Source organism: Micromonospora arida, assembly GCF_003857035.1.
Classification (GTDB): domain Bacteria; phylum Actinomycetota; class Actinomycetes; order Mycobacteriales; family Micromonosporaceae; genus Micromonospora; species Micromonospora arida.
On record NZ_QGSY01000148.1, the window covers coordinates 1 to 21,517 of the forward strand.

Annotated in this window: 25 protein-coding genes; 15 read left to right on the forward strand and 10 right to left on the reverse strand. The window is 71.2% G+C overall.

Features of this window, described 5'->3' with window-relative positions; genetic code table 11:
* The first annotated feature begins 354 nt into the window (after window positions 1-354).
* The 3 genes from DLJ58_RS10085 to DLJ58_RS10095 are packed head-to-tail and all read left to right on the forward strand — an operon-like array spanning window position 355 to window position 1,999.
* Window positions 355-837 carry a DUF6232 family protein gene (locus DLJ58_RS10085; RefSeq protein ID WP_124855094.1) on the forward strand — a complete coding sequence of 161 codons (483 nt, stop codon included), beginning with the start codon at window positions 355-357 and terminating at the stop codon, window positions 835-837.
* The gene (locus DLJ58_RS10090; RefSeq protein ID WP_124855096.1) at window positions 834-1,223 is read left to right on the forward strand and encodes a DoxX family protein; all 390 of its coding nucleotides are present in this window, start codon (window positions 834-836) and stop codon (window positions 1,221-1,223) included. Before DLJ58_RS10085 ends, DLJ58_RS10090 begins: the two co-directional genes overlap by 4 nt.
* A 47-nt stretch (window positions 1,224-1,270) precedes the next feature.
* Window positions 1,271-1,999 carry a hypothetical protein gene (locus DLJ58_RS10095; RefSeq protein ID WP_124855098.1) on the forward strand — a complete coding sequence of 243 codons (729 nt, stop codon included), beginning with the start codon at window positions 1,271-1,273 and terminating at the stop codon, window positions 1,997-1,999.
* A gap of 24 nt (window positions 2,000-2,023) precedes the next feature.
* Here DLJ58_RS10095 and DLJ58_RS10100 read toward each other — a convergent pair whose 3' ends face one another.
* Window positions 2,024-2,482, reverse strand: coding sequence for a rhodanese-like domain-containing protein (locus DLJ58_RS10100; protein ID WP_124855100.1), 459 nt, complete (start codon window positions 2,480-2,482; stop codon window positions 2,024-2,026).
* 70 nt (window positions 2,483-2,552) lie between these two features.
* On the opposite strand from DLJ58_RS10100, the gene ftrA reads away from it, so the two are divergent.
* Complete coding sequence (ftrA, locus tag DLJ58_RS10105; protein ID WP_124855102.1) at window positions 2,553-3,581, forward strand: transcriptional regulator FtrA; 1,029 nt, start codon at window positions 2,553-2,555, stop codon at window positions 3,579-3,581.
* A gap of 39 nt (window positions 3,582-3,620) precedes the next feature.
* Here ftrA and DLJ58_RS10110 read toward each other — a convergent pair whose 3' ends face one another.
* Together DLJ58_RS10110 and DLJ58_RS10115 are read right to left on the reverse strand one after the other, a co-directional pair.
* Window positions 3,621-4,517: a ribokinase gene (locus tag DLJ58_RS10110; protein WP_124855104.1), complete on the reverse strand. Its 897-nt coding sequence runs from the start codon at window positions 4,515-4,517 to the stop codon at window positions 3,621-3,623.
* A gap of 23 nt (window positions 4,518-4,540) precedes the next feature.
* Window positions 4,541-5,383 carry an ABC transporter ATP-binding protein gene (locus DLJ58_RS10115; protein WP_124855106.1) on the reverse strand — a complete coding sequence of 281 codons (843 nt, stop codon included), beginning with the start codon at window positions 5,381-5,383 and terminating at the stop codon, window positions 4,541-4,543.
* Between the two features lie 131 nt (window positions 5,384-5,514).
* Between DLJ58_RS10115 and DLJ58_RS10120 the strand changes: the two genes are divergently transcribed.
* Window positions 5,515-6,513, forward strand: a complete 999-nt coding sequence (locus tag DLJ58_RS10120; protein ID WP_124855108.1) for an ABC transporter ATP-binding protein — start codon at window positions 5,515-5,517, stop codon at window positions 6,511-6,513.
* Window positions 6,510-7,526: an ABC transporter permease subunit gene (locus tag DLJ58_RS10125; protein WP_124855110.1), complete on the forward strand. Its 1,017-nt coding sequence runs from the start codon at window positions 6,510-6,512 to the stop codon at window positions 7,524-7,526. Before DLJ58_RS10120 ends, DLJ58_RS10125 begins: the two co-directional genes overlap by 4 nt.
* A 126-nt stretch (window positions 7,527-7,652) precedes the next feature.
* Here DLJ58_RS10125 and DLJ58_RS10130 read toward each other — a convergent pair whose 3' ends face one another.
* Window positions 7,653-8,828, reverse strand: a complete 1,176-nt coding sequence (locus DLJ58_RS10130; RefSeq protein WP_124855112.1) for an ROK family transcriptional regulator — start codon at window positions 8,826-8,828, stop codon at window positions 7,653-7,655.
* A gap of 169 nt (window positions 8,829-8,997) precedes the next feature.
* On the opposite strand from DLJ58_RS10130, the gene DLJ58_RS10135 reads away from it, so the two are divergent.
* The 4 genes from DLJ58_RS10135 to DLJ58_RS10150 all read left to right on the forward strand — a co-directional run bounded on the left by DLJ58_RS10135 (window position 8,998) and on the right by DLJ58_RS10150 (window position 12,293).
* Window positions 8,998-10,452, forward strand: a complete 1,455-nt coding sequence (locus DLJ58_RS10135; RefSeq protein ID WP_124855114.1) for a glycoside hydrolase family 3 N-terminal domain-containing protein — start codon at window positions 8,998-9,000, stop codon at window positions 10,450-10,452.
* Between the two features lie 134 nt (window positions 10,453-10,586).
* Complete coding sequence (locus DLJ58_RS10140; RefSeq protein ID WP_244218867.1) at window positions 10,587-11,141, forward strand: hypothetical protein; 555 nt, start codon at window positions 10,587-10,589, stop codon at window positions 11,139-11,141.
* The gene (locus tag DLJ58_RS10145; protein ID WP_124855116.1) at window positions 11,138-11,632 is read left to right on the forward strand and encodes a thiol-disulfide oxidoreductase DCC family protein; all 495 of its coding nucleotides are present in this window, start codon (window positions 11,138-11,140) and stop codon (window positions 11,630-11,632) included. The genes DLJ58_RS10140 and DLJ58_RS10145 overlap by 4 nt, the downstream gene beginning before the upstream one ends.
* Window positions 11,595-12,293: a TetR/AcrR family transcriptional regulator gene (locus tag DLJ58_RS10150; RefSeq protein WP_112582130.1), complete on the forward strand. Its 699-nt coding sequence runs from the start codon at window positions 11,595-11,597 to the stop codon at window positions 12,291-12,293. Before DLJ58_RS10145 ends, DLJ58_RS10150 begins: the two co-directional genes overlap by 38 nt.
* Before the next feature lie 222 nt (window positions 12,294-12,515).
* Here DLJ58_RS10150 and DLJ58_RS10155 read toward each other — a convergent pair whose 3' ends face one another.
* The gene (locus DLJ58_RS10155; RefSeq protein WP_124855118.1) at window positions 12,516-13,178 is read right to left on the reverse strand and encodes a GNAT family N-acetyltransferase; all 663 of its coding nucleotides are present in this window, start codon (window positions 13,176-13,178) and stop codon (window positions 12,516-12,518) included.
* 169 nt (window positions 13,179-13,347) lie between these two features.
* Between DLJ58_RS10155 and DLJ58_RS10160 the strand changes: the two genes are divergently transcribed.
* Window positions 13,348-13,542 (forward strand): DNA repair protein, encoded by a 195-nt coding sequence (locus DLJ58_RS10160; protein WP_124855120.1) that lies wholly within the window; start codon window positions 13,348-13,350, stop codon window positions 13,540-13,542.
* A gap of 144 nt (window positions 13,543-13,686) precedes the next feature.
* Window positions 13,687-14,205, forward strand: a complete 519-nt coding sequence (locus DLJ58_RS10165) for a hypothetical protein (RefSeq protein WP_124855122.1) — start codon at window positions 13,687-13,689, stop codon at window positions 14,203-14,205.
* A gap of 10 nt (window positions 14,206-14,215) precedes the next feature.
* Here DLJ58_RS10165 and DLJ58_RS10170 read toward each other — a convergent pair whose 3' ends face one another.
* Entirely contained in the window at window positions 14,216-14,944 is a 729-nt protein-coding gene (locus DLJ58_RS10170) for a Clp protease N-terminal domain-containing protein (protein ID WP_124855124.1), read from the reverse strand.
* A 61-nt stretch (window positions 14,945-15,005) separates the two neighbouring features.
* The gene (locus tag DLJ58_RS10175; protein WP_124855126.1) at window positions 15,006-16,016 is read right to left on the reverse strand and encodes a glycosyltransferase; all 1,011 of its coding nucleotides are present in this window, start codon (window positions 16,014-16,016) and stop codon (window positions 15,006-15,008) included.
* A gap of 124 nt (window positions 16,017-16,140) precedes the next feature.
* On the opposite strand from DLJ58_RS10175, the gene DLJ58_RS10180 reads away from it, so the two are divergent.
* A complete protein-coding gene (locus DLJ58_RS10180) occupies window positions 16,141-16,956 on the forward strand; it encodes a DUF72 domain-containing protein (protein ID WP_208740993.1) in 816 nt (271 codons plus the stop codon).
* A gap of 9 nt (window positions 16,957-16,965) precedes the next feature.
* On the opposite strand, the gene DLJ58_RS10185 is transcribed toward DLJ58_RS10180, so the two are convergent.
* Entirely contained in the window at window positions 16,966-18,795 is a 1,830-nt protein-coding gene (locus DLJ58_RS10185) for a glycoside hydrolase family 15 protein (RefSeq protein ID WP_124855130.1), read from the reverse strand.
* A 166-nt stretch (window positions 18,796-18,961) separates the two neighbouring features.
* Here DLJ58_RS10185 and DLJ58_RS10190 point away from each other — a divergent pair, with 166 nt between their 5' ends.
* Window positions 18,962-19,387, forward strand: a complete 426-nt coding sequence (locus tag DLJ58_RS10190; protein ID WP_124855132.1) for a VOC family protein — start codon at window positions 18,962-18,964, stop codon at window positions 19,385-19,387.
* Between the two features lie 51 nt (window positions 19,388-19,438).
* On the opposite strand, the gene DLJ58_RS10195 is transcribed toward DLJ58_RS10190, so the two are convergent.
* Together DLJ58_RS10195 and DLJ58_RS10200 are read right to left on the reverse strand one after the other, a co-directional pair.
* Complete coding sequence (locus tag DLJ58_RS10195) at window positions 19,439-20,647, reverse strand: FUSC family protein (RefSeq protein ID WP_124855134.1); 1,209 nt, start codon at window positions 20,645-20,647, stop codon at window positions 19,439-19,441.
* 65 nt (window positions 20,648-20,712) lie between these two features.
* A complete protein-coding gene (locus DLJ58_RS10200) occupies window positions 20,713-21,009 on the reverse strand; it encodes a DUF6582 domain-containing protein (RefSeq protein ID WP_124855136.1) in 297 nt (98 codons plus the stop codon).
* A 153-nt stretch (window positions 21,010-21,162) separates the two neighbouring features.
* On the opposite strand from DLJ58_RS10200, the gene DLJ58_RS10205 reads away from it, so the two are divergent.
* A complete protein-coding gene (locus DLJ58_RS10205) occupies window positions 21,163-21,465 on the forward strand; it encodes an amphi-Trp domain-containing protein (RefSeq protein WP_158629565.1) in 303 nt (100 codons plus the stop codon).
* The last annotated feature ends 52 nt before the right edge of the window (window positions 21,466-21,517 follow it).

Sequence of the window (21,517 nt, forward strand, 5' to 3'; positions counted from 1 at the left end):
GGCAGGCGCAGCAAGCGCGGGCGCAGGCCCGGCAGGCGCAGCAAGCGCGGGCGCAGGCCCGGCAGGCGCAGCAAGCGCGGGCGCGGACACAGCGTTCCTGCGGTGCCTATGGAGCTGATATCGCAAACGAATCGGACCGAGGGCCTGCGGTGCCGCAAGGCCGCAGCGCGGCGCGGCAACTAGGCGCGTGATATCGCAGACGATTCAGCTCCAAAGGACCACCGCAACATCACCTCTACCCGCCGGAGGGCCTCCGCCGAGTCCCCTGTGAGGAAGGGCCGACCCTCTGCGAAGAAGGCCAAGTGCCAAGGTCCGAGCGAGGCGAGGTTTGCCTGGCGGTGGTTAGGCTTAGTGATGACCCTCTATTACCGGGACGACGCGGTGCAGGTGACCTCCGAGTCGATCCGGGCGGGCGGTCACGTGATCGCCCTGTCCGACGTGACGTTCGTGTGGCACGCGCGCGGGCAGAAGACCCTCGCCGTACGCGGCCGGGTCCTGGGTCGCGGTGTCCTGGTCCTGCTGCTCTCGCTGCCGCCGCTGGTCGCGGTGGTCTGCGTGCTGTCACTGGCCTGGTCCGCGCAGGACCGGGGCAACTGGCAATTGGCGCTGATCATCCTCGCCGCCTGCGCGGTGGGGGCGCTGGCGTTGATGCCTTTCCTGGAGATCCCGTTGGGTTGGCTGGACCGCTCCTACGAGCGCGGCAATCATGTGCACGAGTTGTGGGTGCAGCACCACGGTCGGGAGGACCTGCTGGTGCGCACCCCGGACGCGCTACGGTTCGGGCAGATCTACCGGGCCGTGCAGCGCGCCGTCGAACAGCAGGGGGACCATCGATGACCACCCGCCGCGGCGAGGCCGTCGCGCTGGCCGGGCTGCTCGCCGCGGCCGGCGTCACCCACCTTCTGCGACCTGGCGTGTACGACCCGATCGTGCCAGGCGCGCTGCCCGGGCCGGCCCGCTTCTGGACGTACGCCAGCGGGGTGGCCGAGCTGGCGGTGGCGGCGGCCGTGGCGCACCCGACCACCCGGCGGGCCGGCGGTCGGGCCGCAGCCGCGCTCTTCGTCGCCGTCCTGCCGGCGAACGTGAAGATGGCCGTGGACTGGCGGCAACGACGCCCGACGAAGCGGGCCATCGCGTACGGCCGGGTGCCGTTGCAGGTGCCGCTGATCTGGTGGGCGCTGCGGGTGGCCCGCGCCGACACCGTCGGTCGACGGCCGCACTGACCGGCTCCGACGGGCGGTTGTGGCACGGCCGACGCACACTTGATCCCATGGCGATTCCCCTCCCCACCCCGGCCGCCGTGGTCGGCCTGACCCGCTCCGCTCTCGACCAGGCGCTCGGCTCGGCCGCCTCGATGGCAGCCGTGCCCGCCCGCGCGTTCGCGGTGCTGGACGGGGTGGAGGCGCTACTGGCCCGGATCAACGGCGTGGTCGACCGGATCGAGACGACCCTGGACCGGACCGACCAGGTGCTCACCGACGCCGAGGCCGCGGTTCGCGAGGTGGCCGTCATCAGCGCCGCCGCGACCACCGCCATCGACACGGCCACCGAGGTGGCCTCCGCCGCCGCCGTGGTGGTCGCCGAGGCCGACCGGGTCTCCCGGACGGCGGGCACGGTGGTCGCCGCGGCTGACCGGGTCGCGAACCGCGCCGCCACCACAGTGGGTACTGCGACGGAGGCCGCCGCGACGGCGGCAGAGCTGCTGGCCGCGTACGAGCCGGCGCTGCGCCGGGCCGCGCCGATGGCCGGCCGGTTCGTCGAGGAGCTGAGCCACGAGGAGATCAGCGCGGCGATTCACCTGATCGACGAGCTGCCGAAGCTCAAGGAACACCTGACGGCGGACATCCTGCCGATACTGGCCACACTGGACCGGGTCGGGCCGGACCTGCACGACCTGCTGGACGTGACCCGCGACCTCAAGCTCGCCGTGGCCGGCATCCCCGGGCTGGGCATGCTGCGCCGACGCGGCGAGAAGCTCACCGACGAGCCCGTCGGCTGAACCCTCGCAGGCCTGCGTCCCGACTCAGCAGTCGCAGGTGATCGTCGTGGTGGGCGCGATGAGGTCGTCGACCGGTCGCCGGGTCACCCCGGCCTCCGTCACCACCGGCAGCCCCTCCCGCGCCCAGTACTCGAACCCGCCGAGCATCTCCTTCACCGGATGACCGAGACGGGCGAACTCCAGCGCCGCCCGGGTCGCGCCGTTGCAGCCCGGACCCCAGCAGTAGGTCACCACCGCCGTGCCCGGCGGGATCAGGTCCGCCGCCCGGGTCGCGATCTCGGCGGTGGGCAGGTGCACCGCGCCGGGGAGGTGCCCCTGTGCCCAGGCAGCCGCGCCCCGGGAGTCGACGACCACCAGACCCGGGGTACGGGCCGACAGGTCGGCGTGCACGTCACTGACGTCGGTCTCGACGCTGAGCCGATTGCGGAAGTAGGCGGCGGCGGTGGCCGGATCGGCCGGCGGAACGGCGAAGGTGAAAGTCATGCACCGATCCTCGCCGGCAGGCCACCTCGGAACGAGTGGCGCGAACGACGTCATGCGCTAACATCCCGCCATGCCGATTCCGGCCACGACAACCGGCCCGCGCCCGCTGCCAGCGCCCCGGCGACCGGCGGCGGCGCACCGGGTCGCCGTGCTCGCGTACCCGGGGATGTCGGTGTTCGAGACCGGCATCGTCACCGAGGTCTTCGGGCTGGCCCGGCCGGAGTTCGACGTCGACTGGTACGACCTGGTGCTCTGCGCCGAGCAACCGGGGCCGGTACCGGTGGTCGGCGGGGCCAGCCTGCACACCCCGTACGGTCTGGCCGAGCTGGCCACGGCGCGGACGGTGATCGTGCCCGGTGTGCCGGACGTGACCGCTGACCCGTCGCCCGAGCTGATCACCGCGCTGCGCCAGGCACACCGATGCGGTGCCCGGATCATGTCGATCTGCTCGGGCGCGTTCGCGCTGGCCGGGGCGGGTCTGCTGGACGGTCGACGGGCCACTACCCACTGGCGGTACGCGGAACTGCTGGCGCGGCGCTACCCGCGGGTCGAGGTGGACGCGGACGTGCTCTACCTCGATGACGGTGACCTCCTCACCAGTGCAGGCAGCGCGGCCGGGCTGGACCTCTGCGTGCACGTGATCCGACGCGACCACGGCGCGGCGATCGCCAACGCGGTCGCCCGACGGCTGGTGATCCCCCCGCACCGCGACGGCGGGCAGGCCCAGTTCGTCGAGGCACCGGTAGCCGCCGACCCGGACGACGACCGGATCGCGGGCAGCATCGACTGGGCTCTCGCCCATCTCGCCGAGCCGCTGAGCGTGGCCCAGCTCGCCGGGCAGGCGCACATGTCGTCCCGCACCTACCTGCGGCACTTCGCCCGCGCCACCGGGACCAGCCCGATCCGTTGGCTGATCGACCAGCGGATCCGCGCCAGCCTGACCCTGCTGGAGGAGACCGACTCCTCGGTCGAGCAGGTCGCGCGCGCGGTGGGCTTCGACACGCCGGTGAGCTATCGGCACCACTTCGGGCGGGTCATGCTGACCTCACCCTCGGCGTACCGCCGGGCCTTCCGCACCGGTGCGGGCCAGCGGGCGTAACCCGCCGACGCGCTCAGGCCGGGTCAGCGCGGAACGCGCTCAGGCCGGTACGTACAGCTCGTCGATCTCGGCGCGTCGCGGTAGCGCCACCGAGGCGCCGAGCTTGCGGACGCAGGCAGCGCCGGCCGCCGACGCCCAGCGCACCGCGTCGACCAGGTCGCGCCCCTCGCCCCAGCCGACGGCCAGCGCTGCGGTGAAGGCGTCACCGGCGGCGGTGGAGTCGACCACGTCGACCCGAACCGCCGGCACGTGCACCTCGGTGCCGTCCCGGTCGACGTACCAGGCGCCCTCACCGCCGAGAGTGAGCACGGCCCGGGGGGTCAGCTCGAGCAGCGCGCGCGGCTCCTCCCGACCCCGGCCGGCGAGCGCCTGCGCCTCGCCCTCGTTGACGACCAGCAGGTCCACGGCGGTGAGCAGCTCGGGTGGGAGGTCCCGCGCCGGGGCGGCGTTCAGGATGACCCTCGTACCGGCCTCGCGGGCAGCCACCGTGGCGGCGGTCACGGTCTGCACCGGGATCTCCAGTTGGGCGACCAGGACGTCCGCCGCGCGCACCGTGGTCAGCTCCTCCTCGGTGAGGTCGACCAGGGCCTCGTTCGCGCCGGGGGTGACGACGATGGCGTTCTCCCCCTGGGCGTTGACCATCACCAGCGCCACTCCGGAGGCGCCGTAGACCACGCGAAGCTGACTGGTGTCCACGCCGGCCGCGGTGATGCGGGCCTTGAGGGTGACGCCGAAGGCGTCCGAGCCGATCGCGCCGAGGAAGGCGCAGGAGGCACCGGCCCGGACCGCGGCCACGGCCTGGTTGGCGCCCTTGCCGCCGGGCACCATCACGAAGTCGGTGCCGAGCATGGTCTCGCCCTGTCGAGGCAGCGCGGGTGCCATCGCGACCAGGTCCATGTTGGCGCTGCCCACCACGGCGACCCGGGTCTGCGGCACGGCCGTCTCCGCCTCTCCGACGCTCAGGCGGCGCGAGCCGTGAAGCGGTCGCCGGACCGCTCGACCACCAGTGGCAGCCCGAACGTCTTGGAGAGGTTGTCACCGGTCAGCGTCTCGGTGAGCAGACCCTGGGCGACCACCCCACCCTCGCGCAGAAGCATCGCGTGGGTGAACCCGGGCGGGATCTCCTCGACGTGGTGGGTGACCAGCACCATCGCCGGGGCGTCCGGGTCGTGGGCAAGCTCGGCCAGTCGCGCGACCAGGTCTTCCCGACCGCCCAGGTCGAGCCCGGCGGCGGGCTCGTCGAGCAGCAGCAGCTCCGGGTCGGTCATCAGGGCACGGGCGATCTGCACCCTCTTGCGCTCACCCTCGGAGAGGGTGCCGTAGCGGCGTTCGGCGAGGCCACCGACGCCGAGTTGACTCAGCAGTGCCCGCGCCCGCGCCTCGTCGCCACGGTCGTAGTTCTCCCGCCAGCGGCCGACCACCGACCAGGCGGCGGTCACCACCACGTCGCTGACCCGCTCGTCGGCGGGGAGCCGCTCGGCGACCGCGGCGGTGGTGAGCCCGATCCGGGTACGCAGCTCGTTGACGTCGGTGCGGCCGATCCGCTCGCCGAGCACGTGCGCGACACCCGTGGTGGGGTGCAGCCGACCGGCGGCGAGGTTGAGCAGTGTGGTTTTGCCGGCACCGTTCGAGCCGAGCACGACCCACCGCTCGTCGAGTTCGACGCGCCAGGTCAGGTCCTGGAGGAGGGCGGTGCCAGAGCGGCGTACGCCGACGCCGTCGAGGCTGACCACCAGATCCGGGTCCACGAAAGCGGCGGCAGGCGCGGCGCCGGCAGCGCCGGGGATCAGGTCACCAGTCACCACACCATCCAACCACGCAACGCCGAGGTGCCCCCCACGGGCGGCACCTCGGCCATAGGGTGAAGCGCCGTGTCGTTGATCACCAAGCCCGAAGGACGGCCCATGCCCCGCCGACGTACGGAGCCGCGCGGATGAGCGCGGTCATCGAGATCGAGGGTCTGCGCAAGACCTTCCGCAGCCTGCGCAGCGGCCGACGGGTGGCGGTGGACGGGTTCGACCTGTTGGTCGAGGCGGGCCAGGTCCACGGTTTCCTGGGCCCCAACGGCTCGGGCAAGACCACCACGCTGCGGGCCCTGCTCGGGCTGGTACGCGCCGACAGCGGCCGGATGACAGTGCTCGGCGAACCGTCGCCGGAGCTGCTGCCCCGGGTGGCGGGCCAGGTCGGCGCCATCGTGGAGAGCCCTCAGTTCTTCGGCAACTTCACCGGCTACCGGACGCTGCGGTTGTTGGCCCGCGCCGGTGGTGTGCCGGTCTCGCGGGTGGACGAGGTACTGGATCTGGTGGGCCTGCACGACCGGGGCGATGAGCGGGTGAAGGGCTACTCGCTGGGCATGAAGCAGCGTCTGGCGGTGGCGTCCGCGCTGTTGAAGGACCCGCGTCTGCTCATCCTGGACGAGCCGGCGAACGGGCTGGATCCGGCGGGCATCCGGGAGATGCGGGACCTGATGCGATCGCTGTCGGCCAACGGGGTGACAGTGCTGGTGTCCAGTCACATCCTGGGCGAGATCCAGCTGATCTGCGACCACGTCACGATCATCTCTCGGGGGCGGCGGGTCGCGACCGGTCGGGTGGACGAGGTGCTGGCGGGCCACGACCGGCACGAGTTCCTGGTCCGGGTGGCCGAGCCGGAGCGGGCCGTCGAGCTGCTGCACGCGGCCGAGCTGACGGCGGTCGTGGACGGCGGAGCGTTGGTGGTGAGCGGGGTGAGCGACCCGACGGTGGTCAGCCGGGTGCTCGGTGAGCAGGATCTGTGGGTGGGCGAGCTGACGCCGCTGCGGCCGGATCTGGAGAGCGTCTTCCTGGAGCTGACCGGCGCGTACGAGCATTCGTCGGTGCCGCGGCAGGTCGGCGACTCGTCGCTGCCGCAGGGCGAAGCTGTGATCGACCTCGATCGGGGAGTGGACGCGTGAACCTGGTGCGTGCCGAGTTGGAGCGACTGTCCGCGCGTCGCTTCGTGCAGCTCATGGTCCTCCTGTTGGTGTTGGCGTTCGCCGTCACGGCGGCGACGACGCTCGCCGGTTCCCACAAGCCGAACGCGGACGAGATGAACTCGGCGCGGGCGCAGGCCGCCGAGGCACGGCAGGGGATGGAGGTCGCCTTCCAGCAGTGCCTGTCGCGACAGAACGGCACACTTCCGCAGAGCGAGATGGGTCAGTACTTCCCGGAGGAGTGCTCGTCGATCGATCCGATCCGACAGGATCGGCTGCCGATCCCCGCCGACTACCTGCCGGGTGTGTTCAGCTTCGCTGGGCAGGCGCTGCCGCTGCTCTATTTCCTCATCGCGTTCCTGGTGCTGTTCGGGTTTCTGGTGGGCGCCTCCTACATCGGCGCGGACCTGAACTCCGGCGGTGTGGTGAACCTGCTGCTCTGGCGACCGCGCCGGTTGACGGTGCTCGCGGCCAAGTTGGGCACGCTGCTCGGTACGGTGCTGGTGCTGGCCCTGCTGGCGTCGGTGGCCTACCTCGCCACGTTCTGGGTGATCGGGCAGACCGCCGGGTTGCCGGGCCAGCTGGATGGTGACTTCTGGCGTTCACTCGGTGCGGTGCACGGCCGTGGCCTGGTGCTGGTGCTGCTGGCTTCTGCCCTGGGCTTCGCGATCGCCACGCTGGGTCGGCACACCTCGGCGGCGCTGGGGGCGGCCGCCGCGTACGCGGTGCTGTGGGAGTTGGGCGGCCGGCTGGTGCTGGAGATCGTCGATGCCCGGCGGCCCGATCAGCTGATGCTCTCCAGTCACGTCGCAACGTGGCTCAGCGGTAGGACGCGGTTCTACGACCCTCAGGTCTGCGCGGGCAGCACGGGCACCGGCTACTGCGAGAGCTTCTACAGCCTGAACTGGCCGACCGCGCTGCTGGTGCTGCTCGTGCTCACTGGCGGGCTGACCGCGGCGGCATTTGCCGTGTTCCGTCGCCGCGACCTGATCTGAGGCTTTCACCGGGCTGCCCATTTTCGATGGGCGGCCCGGTGGGCCGAGCCCGACCAGCAGGCGGCAAGAGCTTGCACCCTGCGGACGCGCGGTGAAATATTCCTTCACATGACCGCCGCAGCGGGCTCAGCCGACGGTGGAGCCGAACACCTCGTCGCGTACGGCGTCCAGGGCGGTGCGCAGCGCGCCCTGGAGGATCGGCTCCTCGGTCAGCCCGGTCGGCACCACTCGCGGCTGGACCAGGGTGATCGCCGCGACCTCCTGCTGCACCCGGTCGGCGAGCGCCGCACCGCCGGCCTGGCCCACCTCGCCGGCGAGCACGACCAGCGGCGGGTCCAGCACCACGCAGGTGCTGGCCACGCCGAGCGCGAGCCGACGGGCCAGTTCGTCGAGCATCGGGCCGCCGTCGGCGCCGGCCGCGACGGCCGCGCGGACCGCCTCGGCGGCGGCGGCGTCCGGGAAGCCGTGCTCGCGGGCCACCGCGCGCACCGAGTCCGCACCGATCAACTGCTGGAAGGCCGGCTTGGCGCGACGGGAGACGTCGCGCGGGATGGGAGCGCCGGGCACCGGCAGGTAGCCGATCTCGCCGGCCGCACCGCTGCTGCCGTGGTGCAACCGCCCGCCCAGCATGATCGCCAGGCCGACGCCGGCGCCCACCCAGACCAGCACGAAGTCCGACAGCCCCTGCGCTGCGCCGGACTGCGCCTCGGCCACCGCGGCCAGGTTGACGTCGTTCTCGAAGACCACCGGAGTGTGCAGGTCGTCCCGCAACGCGGCGAGCAGACCGCTGTGCCAGCGCGGCAGGTTGAACGCGAAGGTGATGTCGCCGGTGCCGGGGTCGACCAGGCCCGGCGTGCCGAGCACGATCCGTCGTACGCTGCTCAGCTGCGCCTGGGCGCTGCTCGCCGCCTGCACGACGGCGTTGTGCACCACGCCCACCGGGTCGTCGGTGTCCCGGGTCGACTGCTCCACCCGGCCGATGACCGCACCGGTGATGTCGGCGCAGGCGGCCACCACCCGGTCCGGCCCGACGTCCACTCCGACCACGTGCGCGCTGCCCGGGCGGACGGCGTAGAGCTGGGCGTTCGGCCCTCGCCCGCCGGCCTGCTCGCCGACCCGCGCGACGAGGCCGCGCTCCTCCAGCCGCTCGACCAGTTGCGAGGCGGTGACCTTCGACAGGCCGGTCAGCTCGCCGAGTCGTGCTCGGGTCAGCGGGCCGCGTTCGAGGAGCAGTTCCAGCGCGGCACGGTCGTTGAGCGCCCGCAACAGACGGGGGGTGCCGGGCAGCCGGGTCGCACTCATGACACGTCCTCTAGTTTTAGTAAACTTTGCTAACTGTAAACCGACCTGCGAACGGGTAGCCGTAGCGTAACGGCCACTCGACGGTGGGACGCTCCGCCGAGTCGGCAGGGCCAGGACCACCACCGGTACGACGTCTCGTACCCGCGGGGCAGCGAAGGGGGAAGATCACGTGGGGTTGGATCCAGGACTGCGCCGGCTGGCGCTGGGCACGCTGCTGGCCGCGTACCCGGGACCGGTCCCGCCGGACTGGGCGGTCGACCTGCTGGCCGACGGGCTGGCCGGGCACACCCTGTTCGGCACCAACGTGCACGACCCCGCGCAGGTGACGGCGAGCACCGCCGCGCTGCGCACCGGTCGGCCGGACGCGCTGATCGCCATCGACGAGGAGGGTGGCGACGTGACCCGGCTGGCGCACGCCACCGGCAGCCCGTACCCCGGCAACGCCGCCCTGGGTGCGATCGGCGACGTGGCCCTCACCCGACGGGTCTACCAGTCGATCGGCGCCGAACTGGCCGCGCTCGGCATCACCGTCAACCTCGCCCCCACGGTCGACGTCAACACCGCCGACGACAACCCGGTGATCGGCACCCGGTCCTTCGGCGCGGATCCGGTACGGGTGGCCGCCCACTCGGCCGCCGCCGTGGCCGGGTTGCAGGCCGCCGGCGTGGCCGCCTGCGCCAAGCACTTCCCCGGGCACGGCGCCACCGTCACCGACTCCCACCACGAACTGCCCACCGTGGACGCTCCGCTGAGCCTGCTCCGCCAGCGGGACCTACCGCCGTTCGCGGCCATCGTCGCCGCCGGGGCGCGCGCCGTGATGACAGCGCACATCCGGGTGCCGGCGCTCACCGGCGCCGACCCGGCCACCTTCAGCCGAGCCGTCCTGGTCGACCTGCTGCGCACCGAGTACGGCTTCACCGGCACCGTCATCACCGACGCGCTGGAGATGAAGGGTGCCGCGGTGGCCGCCGGCGGGGTCGGGCCGGCTGCGGTCCGGGCCCTGGGCGCGGGTGCCGACCTGCTCTGCATCGGCGCGAAGGTCGACGCCGAACTGGTCGAGCGGGTGGCCGCCGAGATCGTCGACGCGCTCGCCGACGGCCGGCTCGCGAGGGCCCGGGTCGAGGAGGCGGCCGGCCGCGCCGCCGACCTCGCCGCCTGGACCCGGGCCACCAACGGGTCGCCGGCCACCGGCTACCCCGAGCTGGGGTACGCGGCAGCGCGCCGAGCGGTCCGGGTGGATGGCCTGCTCAGCGGCCTGGACCAGCCACTGGTGGTGCAACTGCACACCGAGTCGACGATCGCCGAGGGGCGGGTGCCGTGGGGCCTCGGCCCGCACCTGGACGGGGTGCCGGAGATCCGGGTGATCGCCGCCGAGACCGACGCGGCCACGCTGCGCGGATTGGCGGACGACCGTCCCATCGTCCTGGTCGGACGACACCTGCACCGGCTGCCCGGCGGCCCGGAGCTGATCGCCGACCTGGCGGCGGCGCACCCGGTGACAGTGGTGGAGATGGGCTGGCCGGCACAGTGGCGGCCCGCGGGCGTCCGCGCCTTCGTCACCACCTACGGGGCGAGCCACGCCAACGGTCGCGCGGCGGCCGAGGTGCTCGGCCTGGCCGGCTGAGCCACGGCGCCATCCGGCCGGGCTTCAGGCGCGGCCGGATGGCGCGCTCCAGCACCGCACCGGAGTGTCCACAGTCACTGGTCGCCACTTCTTGAACATGTTCAACATCGACCCTAGTCTGATGACGTCGGTAGTTGAACACGTTCAAGAAGGGCGTCCACATGGACATCAAGGTCTGGATGTACGTGATCTACCTCGCGGTCAGCGTCGGCCTGACCATCTGGGTGGCGCGAGCACTCTCCCGCAACGGGCAGGTCTTCCTGGAGGAGGTGTTCGCCGAGGAACGGCTCGCCCGAGCGGTCAACAGCCTCCTGGTGGTCGGCTTCTACCTGCTCAACCTCGGCTACGTCACGGTGGCGATGAAGCACCCCGACCCGGTGGACTCGACCAGCCAGGCAATGGAGGAACTGTCCCTCAAGATCGGCTTGGTGCTGCTGGTGCTCGGCGCGCTGCACTTCTTCAACGTCTTCGCGCTCGGCCGCTACCGCCGAAACCGACTCCGCCAGCTCGCCACCCATCCCCCGCTCGCCCCGATCGGCCGACTCCCCATGCCGTCCACCCCACCCGGATCGCACATGGTCGGCGCGTACCCGGGCGGACCGCAGCCGACCGTCGCGCACCCGGCCGGACCCCAGCCCGCTGGTCCGCAACCGGGCGTCGGCCCGACGAACAACCCACCAACCCGATGACCGTGCCCCCGACCGACGGCGCCGGTCGGCTCCCGGATCCCACCGCTCACTCCGGCGGTGGGATCCGGGGGTTCACCGTCCTGTTCGACGCGGCCTGCCCACTCTGCCGCGCCGCCCGCCGCTGGTTGTCGTCCCGCGCCCAGCTCGTACCCCTGGAGTTCGTGCCGGCCGGGTCCACCGAGGCCCGGCGGCGCTTCCCGGGCCTGGACCACGACGCGACACTGCGCGACCTCACCGTGATCGCCGACACCGGCGAGGTGTACGCGGGCGACGGCGCCTGGTTCGCCTGCCTCTGGGCGCTGACCGACCATCGGTCCACGGCCGAGCGGCTGGCCCGACCGCACCTGCTGCCCCTCGCCCGGCAGACGGTGGCCGCCGCCTCGGCGATCCGCGAGCGGATCCGCGACCCGTGGGCCGAGCCGACCGACGAACCGGCGGGATACGGTGGCCCCGATGACCGAGCAGCCTGCGCAGACGACCACTGCGGGTGACCCTGCCACCGCGCGAGGCGAGCAGACCCGGCAGCTGATCCGGGACACCGCCATGCGGCTGTTCCGCGAACGCGGGTACGCCCAGACCACAATGCGGGCGATCGCGCAGGAGGCCGGCGTGGCGGTCGGCAACGCCTACTACTACTTCGGTTCCAAGGACCACCTGATTCAGGAGTTCTACGCCCAGTCCCAGGTCGAGCACCGGGCCGCCGCGCAGCCCGTGCTCGATCGGGAGGAGGCGTTCGGTCCCCGGCTCGCCGGGGTGCTGCACGCGGGGATCGACGTGTTGACGCCCTCACACGGATTCGCCGCGACCTTCTTCAAGACGGCGGCGGAGCCAACCTCCCCGCTGAGTCCCTTCTCCGCGGAGTCCTCCGGCCCCCGACAGGCGGCCATCGACCTCTTCGGCGAGGTGTTGACCGGCTCGACGGCCAAGGTCGACGCCGAGCTGCGCCCGCAGCTGCCCGAGCTGCTCTGGCTCGCGTACATGGGCGTGATCCTCTACTGGGTGCACGACCGATCGCCGGGCCAGACCAAGACCCGCCAGCTCATCGACGGGGCGGTACCACTGATCGACCGGCTCGTGGCGCTGTCCCGGCTCCGGGTGCTGCGGCCGGTGACCCGACAGGTGCTCGACCTGATTCGCACGCTCCGTCACTGATCCAGCCGACCTCCTTCGGCCGGCGTAGCAGCAGGTCAAGTCCACTTTTCGACACTCCGAACCGACAGCTTCAACCTTGCCCCGAGCCGATTCGATACGTAGCGTGATCGACACGTAGCGGCTCACCCACAGCGGCGGCCGTTACACCCGGAACCGGGGCCTGGGGGGAGGTTGCGGACCGTGGATCCGGCCCGGGATCCACGGTCCGCGCCCAATGCCCGCTCAGCGCGGATAGACCCCGTACGCGCGCCAGCCCCGGTCCGGAAACCCGGCCGCCTCGGCGACCCGGGCCGAGGCGTGATTGCCCCGCTCGTGCAGGTAGGTGGGGACCGCCCCCTCGTCGAGCACCCGCCGCGCCGCCTGGGCCACCAGCCGACGGGCGAGGCCACGCCCCTGGGCGGCCGGCACGGTGCCGACGGCCAACTCGTGCCCGTACGCGTCGTGCCGCTTGATCCCGGCACCGGCCAGATAGGCGCCGTCCGGGTCACGGACCACAAGCACCGGCCGGTCGAAGAGCCGCAGCCACGGCGGCAGCCCGGCGGCGGTCGGCTCGGTCCACTCCCCCACGTCGGGCAGCGGGGCGGGTGCCACGCTCCACCGGAAGGGCCCGTCGTGTACGCAGAATTCGGGCCGGCCGACGGCCTCCGGCAGCGCGGCGAGCAAGCGAGCCGGCCTATGGCGAACCACCGCGCGGATCGCCGCCACACGGTCCGGCGGCACGGAGAGCACGGCACTCTGCCCGGTGTCCACGGCGAGCGCGGGGCGCAGCCGACCGTCCCAGGCCGGTTCGGCCCGCCGATGCGAGGCGACCACGTGCAACCCCGGCCCGGCCGGCCACTGGCCGAGCCAGGTGGCCAGGTGCAGGTGAAGTCGCCGGTCGAGCATGCGCACCTCCCCGTCACCCGACCCGTCGTGGATCACCGTACGCCGGACGGCAGGGCCGGGCGCAGGATACGTCAGGGCCGAGCGGGAAAGGGGTGCGGGAACCGGGCGTCCGGATCGACCGTCATATGTATTTCCATATCTGGACACCTTTGTTTGGGACGGTGAACGCATGCCGATTCAGCCGAGCGACCACTACCAGCAGGACCCCGAGCGACTCTGGCAGGCGGCGGAGGCCGTCGGAGGCAATCCGCCCCAGCCGCGCTACCGGAACCCTCGGACGATCGGCGGCGGTGCCCTGTCATGGGCCGGGCTGAACAAGCTGCCCGTCGGCAGCTCCAGTCGGCACCGCCTGAACTCCCACTGAGGCACCATCGGTCGGTTGTCCCGACGGGCAGCCTCTGACGTTCGGGGCGACACACCGGAGGAGGTCCAGCGGCGGCTTTCGCACACCTGTCGGGTAATTTCTTGTGGTCCGCCATCCCGGCCTACGACAGGAGAAGCTCCGCGCATGGGCAAGAAGACGATCCACGTCTCCGACTTCACCGGCACGGTTCTGCAGCAGGACGACGAGGTGGTCCGCGTCGTCGTGCTGGAGCACCCGGACCTGGTCGCCGGGCCCGTGCAGTTGGACGCCACCCCGGGCGAGGTGGAGAACATCGACGACGCCGCGCTGGACGTGGCGGTGGTGGAGATCCACGATCGGCACGGTGGCGGCGAGCCCCGCCGAGTGGTGTTGACCGCCAGCGAGTTCGACGCGATGGCCACCGACGTGCCGATGGCGCAGCTGTTGAAGACGGCCGAGCGGGTTCGCCCGCCCAAGGCCCGCAAGACCACCGAGAAGATCGACTACGGCACGCTGGAGCACGCCGGCAAGCCCCACCGGGGCCGGGTCACCGAGGAGGAGGCCCGCCTGGTGCGCGAGCAACTCGACGAGGTCAACAAGCGCCTCGCCGACGCGGGCGTACGCCAGATCGACCCGGCCGATCCGGAGCACGCCCTGCGTTACGGCTTTCCTGAGGTCCCCTGACCTCGGGTTCTCACTTCTTTCCGACGGCGGCGGCGAGGGCGGCGGCCAGGTCGGCCTCGACCGTCGCCTTGTCCAGGCCGAGGTTGGTGAGCACCCCGGCGCCGTCCTCCTGCTCGAGCAGGGCGAGCAGCATGTGCTCGGTGCCGATGTAGTTGTGCCCGAGCCGCAGCGCCTCCCGGAAGGTCAACTCCAGCGCCTTCTTGCCGCGCGCGTCGTACGGGATGAGGTCCGGAACCTGCTCGGCCCGTGGCGGGAGGACGGCACCGACCGCCTCCCGTACCACCTCGGGGGTGGCGCCGCGACCAGCCATCACCCTGGCAGCCAGCCCGTCCGGCTCGGCCAGCAGGCCCAGCACCAGGTGCTCGGGGCCGATCTCGGCGTTGCCGCTGGCGCGGGCCTCCTCCTGCGAGGCCATCACCACGTTGCGGGCGCGAGGGGTGAACCGGCCGAAGCCGGCGTTGGGGTCGAGCGCGGCCGCCTCGGTCGCCTTCGGCACGAAGCGCTTCTGGGCGGCCTGCTTGGTGACACCCATGCTGCGACCGATGTCGGTCCAGGAGGCACCCGATCGCCGGGCCTGGTCGACGAAATGCCCGATCAGGTGATCGGCGACCTCGCCGAGGTGATCGGCGGCGATGACCGCGTCGGTGAGCTGGTCGAGCGCGTCCGTGTGCGCCGTCTTGATCGCCTGGATCAGGTCGTCGAGCTTGACGGTGTTACCCATCTGGAGAGGATCTGTCATGCGTCAACCATAGGTTGACGCATGCGTTTCGTCAACCTTGAGTTGACGATGTTGCGTGCAGTCAGGCGGCGTACTCCGGCAGGAGTCCAGCGACGGCCGCTGGCGAGGGCATGGCGGCGATCTCCTCGGCGACAGCGCGGGCCGCGTCGCGCTGCTCGACGTTGCCGCGCTGCGGCAGTAGGCGGTGAGCCTGTTCGGCGATGGCAACCGCGTCCACCTCGCCGGGAAGGAGCCGCAGGGCGAGACCGGCGGTGGCGAGCGTGTCGGCGTTGGCGAACTGGTCGGCGCCCTGCGGCAGCAGCAACTGCGGTACGCCGGCCGCGAGCGCGCCGAGGGTGGTGCCGCTACCTCCGTGGTGCACCACCAGGTCGACGAGCGGCAGCAACTCCGCCTGCGACACCCACTGGTGCACGCTGACGTGGTCAGGGATCTCGCCCAGTTGTTCCATTGGCACCCGGCCGGCCGCGACCACCACCTCGGCGTCCAGCGCCGCCAGGCCGGCGATGGCGTTGCGCAGCAGCTCCGGCGTGCCGAACGCGGTGCCGAGGGTCAGATAGATCAACGGTCGGGACGTGCGACGGCTCGCCCGTTCGGGCAGCGGCGCCGGTGTGGAGAAGGCCACCGGGCGCAGCTCGATCCGACGTTCGGTGGCGAGGAAGTCCTTGTCCTGCAGCGAGGGCGGCCAGATGTCCAGGTGCGGCCGGCCGACGACCTCGGCGTTCCTGGTGGGCAGTTCCAGGCCGATGCCCTCGGGAAACATCCGGCCGAACCCGTGCCACAGGCCCTGGATCCCGGCCCGGTGAGCCGCCACGGCCGCCCCCGGCAGCCCCCACTCGTGCACCACAAGGTCGGGCCGCAGCCGCGCCAGCTCCGGTGCGAGATCCTCGGCGTACACCTCGTAGAAGGCGTCGCCGGGCCGGAACGGCCGCAGGCCTTGCGCGGCGAGCGGCGCGTGCACCTCTGTCCCGGCGGCGAAGTGGACCTCGTGCCCGGCGTCCCTGGTGGCGATGGCCAGCGGAATCAGCGGGTAGGTATGACCGACGGACGCAAGACTGGCGAACAGCACACGCATGGCGTCGGACCCTACCTGCCGCACGGTGGGCCCGGCCGGGTCCGCCGGCCCGTATACGGTGGGCTCCGGTCGAGCGCGTTCACCGGCGGGAAGGGCGGTCATGCGTCTGCACGTGGGGTGCGCGATGTGGAGTCACCGGTCGTGGCCGGGCCACCGGCTGCCGCCCACCGAGCGCCTGCGGCACTACGCCAGTTGGTGCGACGCCGTGGAGGGCAACACCACGTTCTACGCGACCCCGGCCCGGGACACCGTGGCCTCGTGGGCCGCCCAGACGGATCCCGACTTCCGGTTCGTCCTCAAACTTCCCAAGGTCATCACGCACGAACGCCGGCTCACCAACGTCGACGAACCGCTGCGCTTCTTTCTGGACGCCATCGAACCGCTCGGCCCACGCGCCCACGCCCTCTGGATCCAACTGCCCGGCTCGTTCGCGCCCGCCGACGTCCCGGCCCTGGGCCGTTTCCTGGAGCAGCTTCCGCAGTCCCACCGGTACGCGGTGGAGGTCCGCCATCCCGCGTTCTTCACCGACGCCCGCGCGGCCCGACTGCTCGGGGCGACCCTCGCCGCCGCCCACGCCGAATGGATCCCCTTCGACACGACCGCCTTCTTCGCGAGCCCGCCGACCAGCGACGCGGAGCGGGACGCCTGGACCAAGAAGCCCCGCGTGCCGCTCCGGACTGTCGCGCTGACCGACCGGCCGATCGTCCGCTACCTCGGTCGCGACGACTCGACGCGCACTGTCGAGGGGTGGCAACGCTGGATCGACGTGACAGTCACCTGGCTACGCGAGGGGCGCTCGCCGACGATGTTCATCCACACCCCGGACAACGCCGAAGCGCCGGCGCTCGCCCGCCGGTTCCACGACGAGGTCCGGGCACGCGTACCCGGGCTCGACGCGTTGCCCGAGCCGATCCCGGTCGAGCCGCTGACGCTGTTCTGACATGGACGGTCAGCGCTGCTGATCGAGCAGGTCGTCAAGGTGAGTCGCCGTGCTGATCAGCGAGAGGTGACTGAACGCCTGCGGGAAGTTGCCGATCTGCTCCCCGGTCGGCGCGATCTCCTCGGAGTAGAGGCCGAGCGGGTTGCTGTAGGTGAGCATCTTCTCGAAGGTCAACCGGGCGTCGTCGAGCCGGCCGGCCTGGGCGAGGGCCTGCACGTACCAGAAGGTGCACATGCTGAAGGTGCCCTCGGTGCCGGCCAGGCCGTCCGGCGAGGCGTTCGGGTCGTAGCGGTAGACGAGGCTGTCGGAGACCAGTTCGCCGTCTATCGCTCGCAGCGTCGACTCCCACATCGGGTCCATCGGCGAGATGAAGCCGAGCCCAGGCATGGCAAGCAGCGAGGCGTCCAGGATGTCCGTGCGGTAGTGCTGCACGAAAGCTTGGCGGCCCGGGTGGAAGCCACGTGTCATGACCTGCTCGTAGATGGTGTTGCGTTCGGTCGTCCAACGGGTGGTGTCACCGGGGCGCCCACGGCGCTGCGCGAGGCGGATTGCGCGGTCCAGCGCCACCCAGGACATCATCCGTCCGTACGTGAAGTCCTGCCGCCCGGACCGGGTCTCCCAGATGCCGTCCTCGGGCTGGTCCCAGTGCTCGCAGAGCCAGTCCATCAGCTCTGCCGTCTTCCGCCACCCTTCGTACGGCGCGATCAGGCCATTCCGGTCGGCGAGTTCCAGGGAGTTGAGCGCCTCGCCGTGGATGTCGAGTTGCAGTTGGCCCGACGCGCCGTTGCCAATGCGCACCGGTGCCGACCCGCGGTATCCCTCCAGGTGGCTGAGCACCTCCTCGGGCAGGTCCGGCGAGCCGTCAACCCTGTACATGATCTGGAGGGGCAGATCGGGGTCCCGTGCTTCCCGGATGCGCGCGTCCAACCAGAGCAGATATTTCTCGGCCTCGTCGGTGAAGCCGAGCTTCAGCAACGCGTGCACGGAGAAGGACGCGTCCCGGATCCAGGTGTAACGGTAGTCCCAGTTCCGCTGCCCGCCGATCTGCTCGGGTAGCCCCGCGGTGGGCGCGGCGACAAGGGCGCCGGTCGGTGCGTACGTCATCAGCTTGAGGGTCATCGCCGACCGCTCGACCGCCTCCCTCCAACGACCCCGATAGCGGGAACGGTCCAGCCATCGCCGCCAGAAGTCGCGGGTGTCGGCAAGTAGTTCGCACGCCTCGTCGGTGCTGAGTGCGCGGGGCGCGTGCGGGCAGGCCGTCTCCAGGACCACCCCGCCGATGTCACCTGCTTGCAGCGTGAACCGAGCCGATACCCCCTGCGCGTCGCGGTTGATGGCCCCCGCGTCGACCAGCCCTTTCGCATCCTTGAAGAGGGCGAGGGTGAAGGTCAGTGTCTGGCTCCGGAAGACGTCACCCTCGGGGTGCACCTCAAGCTCAAACGGATCGCGTCCGTAGTTGAACTTGGGCTGACAGTCGAAGCGGAACGGCATGCTGCCCCGGATCATGCGAACCAGCCGGATCAACCGGTGCCGGTTGGTGGCCCGTTCACCCGTGACGGGCATGAAATCCAACAATTCGCCCACGCCGTCCGCACTGTGGAAGCGGGTGATGAGGATCGGTGTACCGGGCAGGTAGAGCTGCTTGCTCGCGTAGTCGATGCCGTCGGGCGACAGCTGGAAATGGCCACCCTTACGGCGATCCAACAGCGCGCCGAAGATGCTCGGTGAGTCGAAGCGGGGCGCACAGAACCAGTCGACCGTACCGTCCTTGGTGATCAGCGCCGCGGTCTGTAGATCACCGATCAGACCGTGGTCCTCGACTGCCGGGTAGCTGTCCACGCTGTCCCCCGCCACTCGTCCTGGGCAATGGCGGCGACTACCCGGGAGCCGACGAAAAATGCGGTCCGCGGCTGGACACGGTCGAGACCTACCGCTCATTGCGGAAGCAAACCTTCCGCAATCGTCGATAGCGTCGACAGCAACCACATCGACGAGAGGACACCTGATGAGCCTGCGAGGATTCGCCACCCTGAACATCTGGGCGGACGACGTGACGGCGGCCACGGCCTGGTATACGGACTTTCTTGGCATCGAGGCGTACTTCATGCGCCCCGGCCCCGACGGACGCCCGGCCTACACCGAGTTCCGCATCGGGGACTACCAGGCCGAGCTGGGCATCATCGACCGCAGGTACGCACCGGCCGGCGCGGCGACCGGGCCCGGCGGCGTGATCATGCACTGGTGCGTCGACGACCTCGACGCCACCGTCGAGCGGCTACTGGCGTTGGGTGCCACGGAGTACCAGCCGATCACTCCACACGGGGACGAAGGGTTCATCACCGCGGCGGTCGTCGACCCGTTCGGCAACGTGCTGGGGGTCATGAAGAACCCGCACTACCTCGACGTCCTCGCGTCCCTCAGGGCGACGTGACGCGCTGGGCTTTCCCGACGTGGCGGCGGTGCGCGCCGCAGGCCCGCCTGCTCACTCCGAACCGGCCCGATCCAATGCCTGCCGTACCAGCTCTCCCGCCTCGTCGGCGCCCATACCGCTGGCCATGAGCAGGTCGTGGGCGGCCGTGTGGAACTCACCCGCGGCGATCGCTCCCGAGTAGCCCAGCCGGTGGGTGTGCGGGCGGGTGGGATCCGGAGCGGGCTTTCCCTGCGCCTTTCCGACCAGCTCGACAGCGGTGAGGATCTGCCCTTGCGCCTCACGCGGATCCGCCCGCTCGGGAGTGCTGGTGCGTCTCAGCGTCTGCACACTGGTGGCCAGCAGTTCGATGGCCGCGACGAACTCATCCGGTATCGGCTCATCGTCCCGGAGAGCCTTGGTGAGTCTCCTCGCGATGGCCCGACAGCCGTACAGGCTGCGCTCGAGATGGTGGACGGCCCGGGTGTATTTGGCCAGGGACCTGCGTTGGCGCCACCGTAGTGGTGCCAGTCGTACCACTTCCTGAGCAGCCCCGAGCCCCTCGTCCAGCGCAGTCGTCCGTGAACCGAGACCCCGCAAACCATTCAGACTCTGCTCGGCGCCGCCAAGGTCCCGACGACGCAGCGCAGCAGCCAGGTTGCGCAGGGCGTCGATGGTCGGGTCGAGGACTGGTTCGGCCAGCCGCTGCATCGTCCGCTGCGGGTGGATGGGCACCAACAGCAGGCCGACCGCCAGACCGATGAGCCCGCCGACGGCAGAGTCGACAAAGCGGGGGACGGACAACTCACGCACGGGCGGCTCCAGGGTGGCGATGAGCACCGCGGTGCCGCCGGCCTGGGTGAGTAGGGATCCGCCGCCCTTGATCAGCACGGCGACGATGATCGCCAGCACGACGACCACACCGGTCTGCCAGGGCCCGATGCCGAACATCGACATGAGTGCGTCGCCGACAGCGAGGCCCAGGATCACCCCGACCAGCAGCTCGACGGTGCGCCGCAGGCGCGTGCCCATCGACGCAGCCACGATGCCGACCGCGGTGGTGGGCGCGAGCACCGGGACGGGATTGCCCAGGAACTGATACCCCACGAACCAGGCGATCGACGCCGCGACGCCGGCCTGCACGGCGAGCAGCCCGAAGAGGCGCAAGCGCCAAGCGCGGACCTGTAGCCCGTGCCGCACCCGCTCGCGCAGGGCGGACCAGATCCGATCGACCCGGTGCCGGGGCGGGTCGTTGTCAGCTGCCGGCTCCTGCTTGGCGGGCATCCGCGCCGTTTACCCGGCGGAGCCGAAACTATCCGGCGAGTGGGCCGAATCGTGCGGTTGCCCGGTCAGTGAGCGGGATTCGGGGTGTGCGGGAGCTTGCCCAGTTGGCGCCAGTTCGTCTCGGCGACATCGACACCGTAGTGCTTGGCTGCGGCGAGGATGTTCTCGAAGGCCAGGTCGCGGTCGGCGTCGGTGACGCCCTGCACCTGGTCGAACCGGGCGACGGCGTTGCGGACGTGGCTGGCATCGGTCATCGGTTCCTTGCGTTTGCCGGGGAACGCGAAGACGGTTTCCGGCAGCTCGCGCTTGTCCTTGTCCGACAGGCCACCGTGCTTCTCGTGGGGCTTCCAGGTGGATTTCATCGCCCAGCATTACCCGCGCGCTGTCCGGCAGCACCTCCGAAGCCGACATTTTCCGGACCACCGCCACCGGCAAGATCCATATCATGCCGACACCTCGGGTCGAGGCCGAAGCCCTGCACACGTCGTCCTTTGTGGAGTGCGAGCATGGTCGACATGGATATCTATGAGGACTCCCGTACGGTGTCACGCTCCGACCTGGCCGCCTGGCTGCGCCAACTGGCGAACCAGCTGGAGTCTGACGGGCGGCTCTTCTACGGCGCGGCGGGTGCGGTGACGGTCGCGGACACGGTGCGGTGCGAGCTGGAGATCGAGCGGGAGAGCGAGACGGAGGTGTCCGTCGAGATCGAGTTCTCCTGGACCGAGCCCACGCGCGTCAAGGTGGCGAACGAGGAGGAGCCCGCCAAGGACGACGAGGCCGCCCAGCCGACCGAGGCCACGCCGGAGGCCGCCAGCTAGCGACGTCGGCAGCGCCGACCCAGAAGTAGCCGGGGCCAGGCCCGTGTCGGCC

Excerpts from the sequence above, each read along its gene's own strand:
- DLJ58_RS10090 (WP_124855096.1), top strand. The coding sequence starts at position 834 with ATGACCACCCGCCGCGGCGAGGCCGTCGCGCTGGCCGGGCTGCTCGCC.
- DLJ58_RS10095 (WP_124855098.1), top strand. The coding sequence starts at position 1,271 with ATGGCGATTCCCCTCCCCACCCCGGCCGCCGTGGTCGGCCTGACCCGC.
- DLJ58_RS10175 (WP_124855126.1), bottom strand. The coding sequence starts at position 16,016 with ATGCGTGTGCTGTTCGCCAGTCTTGCGTCCGTCGGTCATACCTACCCG.
- DLJ58_RS10145 (WP_124855116.1), top strand. The coding sequence starts at position 11,138 with ATGACCGTGCCCCCGACCGACGGCGCCGGTCGGCTCCCGGATCCCACC.
- DLJ58_RS10120 (WP_124855108.1), top strand. The coding sequence starts at position 5,515 with ATGAGCGCGGTCATCGAGATCGAGGGTCTGCGCAAGACCTTCCGCAGC.
- DLJ58_RS10205 (WP_158629565.1), top strand. The coding sequence starts at position 21,163 with ATGGATATCTATGAGGACTCCCGTACGGTGTCACGCTCCGACCTGGCC.
- DLJ58_RS10165 (WP_124855122.1), top strand. The coding sequence starts at position 13,687 with ATGGGCAAGAAGACGATCCACGTCTCCGACTTCACCGGCACGGTTCTG.
- DLJ58_RS10100 (WP_124855100.1), bottom strand. The coding sequence starts at position 2,482 with ATGACTTTCACCTTCGCCGTTCCGCCGGCCGATCCGGCCACCGCCGCC.
- DLJ58_RS10155 (WP_124855118.1), bottom strand. The coding sequence starts at position 13,178 with ATGCTCGACCGGCGACTTCACCTGCACCTGGCCACCTGGCTCGGCCAG.
- DLJ58_RS10195 (WP_124855134.1), bottom strand. The coding sequence starts at position 20,647 with ATGCCCGCCAAGCAGGAGCCGGCAGCTGACAACGACCCGCCCCGGCAC.
- DLJ58_RS10160 (WP_124855120.1), top strand. The coding sequence starts at position 13,348 with ATGCCGATTCAGCCGAGCGACCACTACCAGCAGGACCCCGAGCGACTC.
- DLJ58_RS10130 (WP_124855112.1), bottom strand. The coding sequence starts at position 8,828 with ATGAGTGCGACCCGGCTGCCCGGCACCCCCCGTCTGTTGCGGGCGCTC.
- DLJ58_RS10200 (WP_124855136.1), bottom strand. The coding sequence starts at position 21,009 with ATGAAATCCACCTGGAAGCCCCACGAGAAGCACGGTGGCCTGTCGGAC.
- DLJ58_RS10170 (WP_124855124.1), bottom strand. The coding sequence starts at position 14,944 with ATGACAGATCCTCTCCAGATGGGTAACACCGTCAAGCTCGACGACCTG.
- DLJ58_RS10150 (WP_112582130.1), top strand. The coding sequence starts at position 11,595 with ATGACCGAGCAGCCTGCGCAGACGACCACTGCGGGTGACCCTGCCACC.
- ftrA (WP_124855102.1), top strand. The coding sequence starts at position 2,553 with ATGCCGATTCCGGCCACGACAACCGGCCCGCGCCCGCTGCCAGCGCCC.
- DLJ58_RS10180 (WP_208740993.1), top strand. The coding sequence starts at position 16,141 with ATGTGGAGTCACCGGTCGTGGCCGGGCCACCGGCTGCCGCCCACCGAG.
- DLJ58_RS10190 (WP_124855132.1), top strand. The coding sequence starts at position 18,962 with ATGAGCCTGCGAGGATTCGCCACCCTGAACATCTGGGCGGACGACGTG.
- DLJ58_RS10085 (WP_124855094.1), top strand. The coding sequence starts at position 355 with ATGACCCTCTATTACCGGGACGACGCGGTGCAGGTGACCTCCGAGTCG.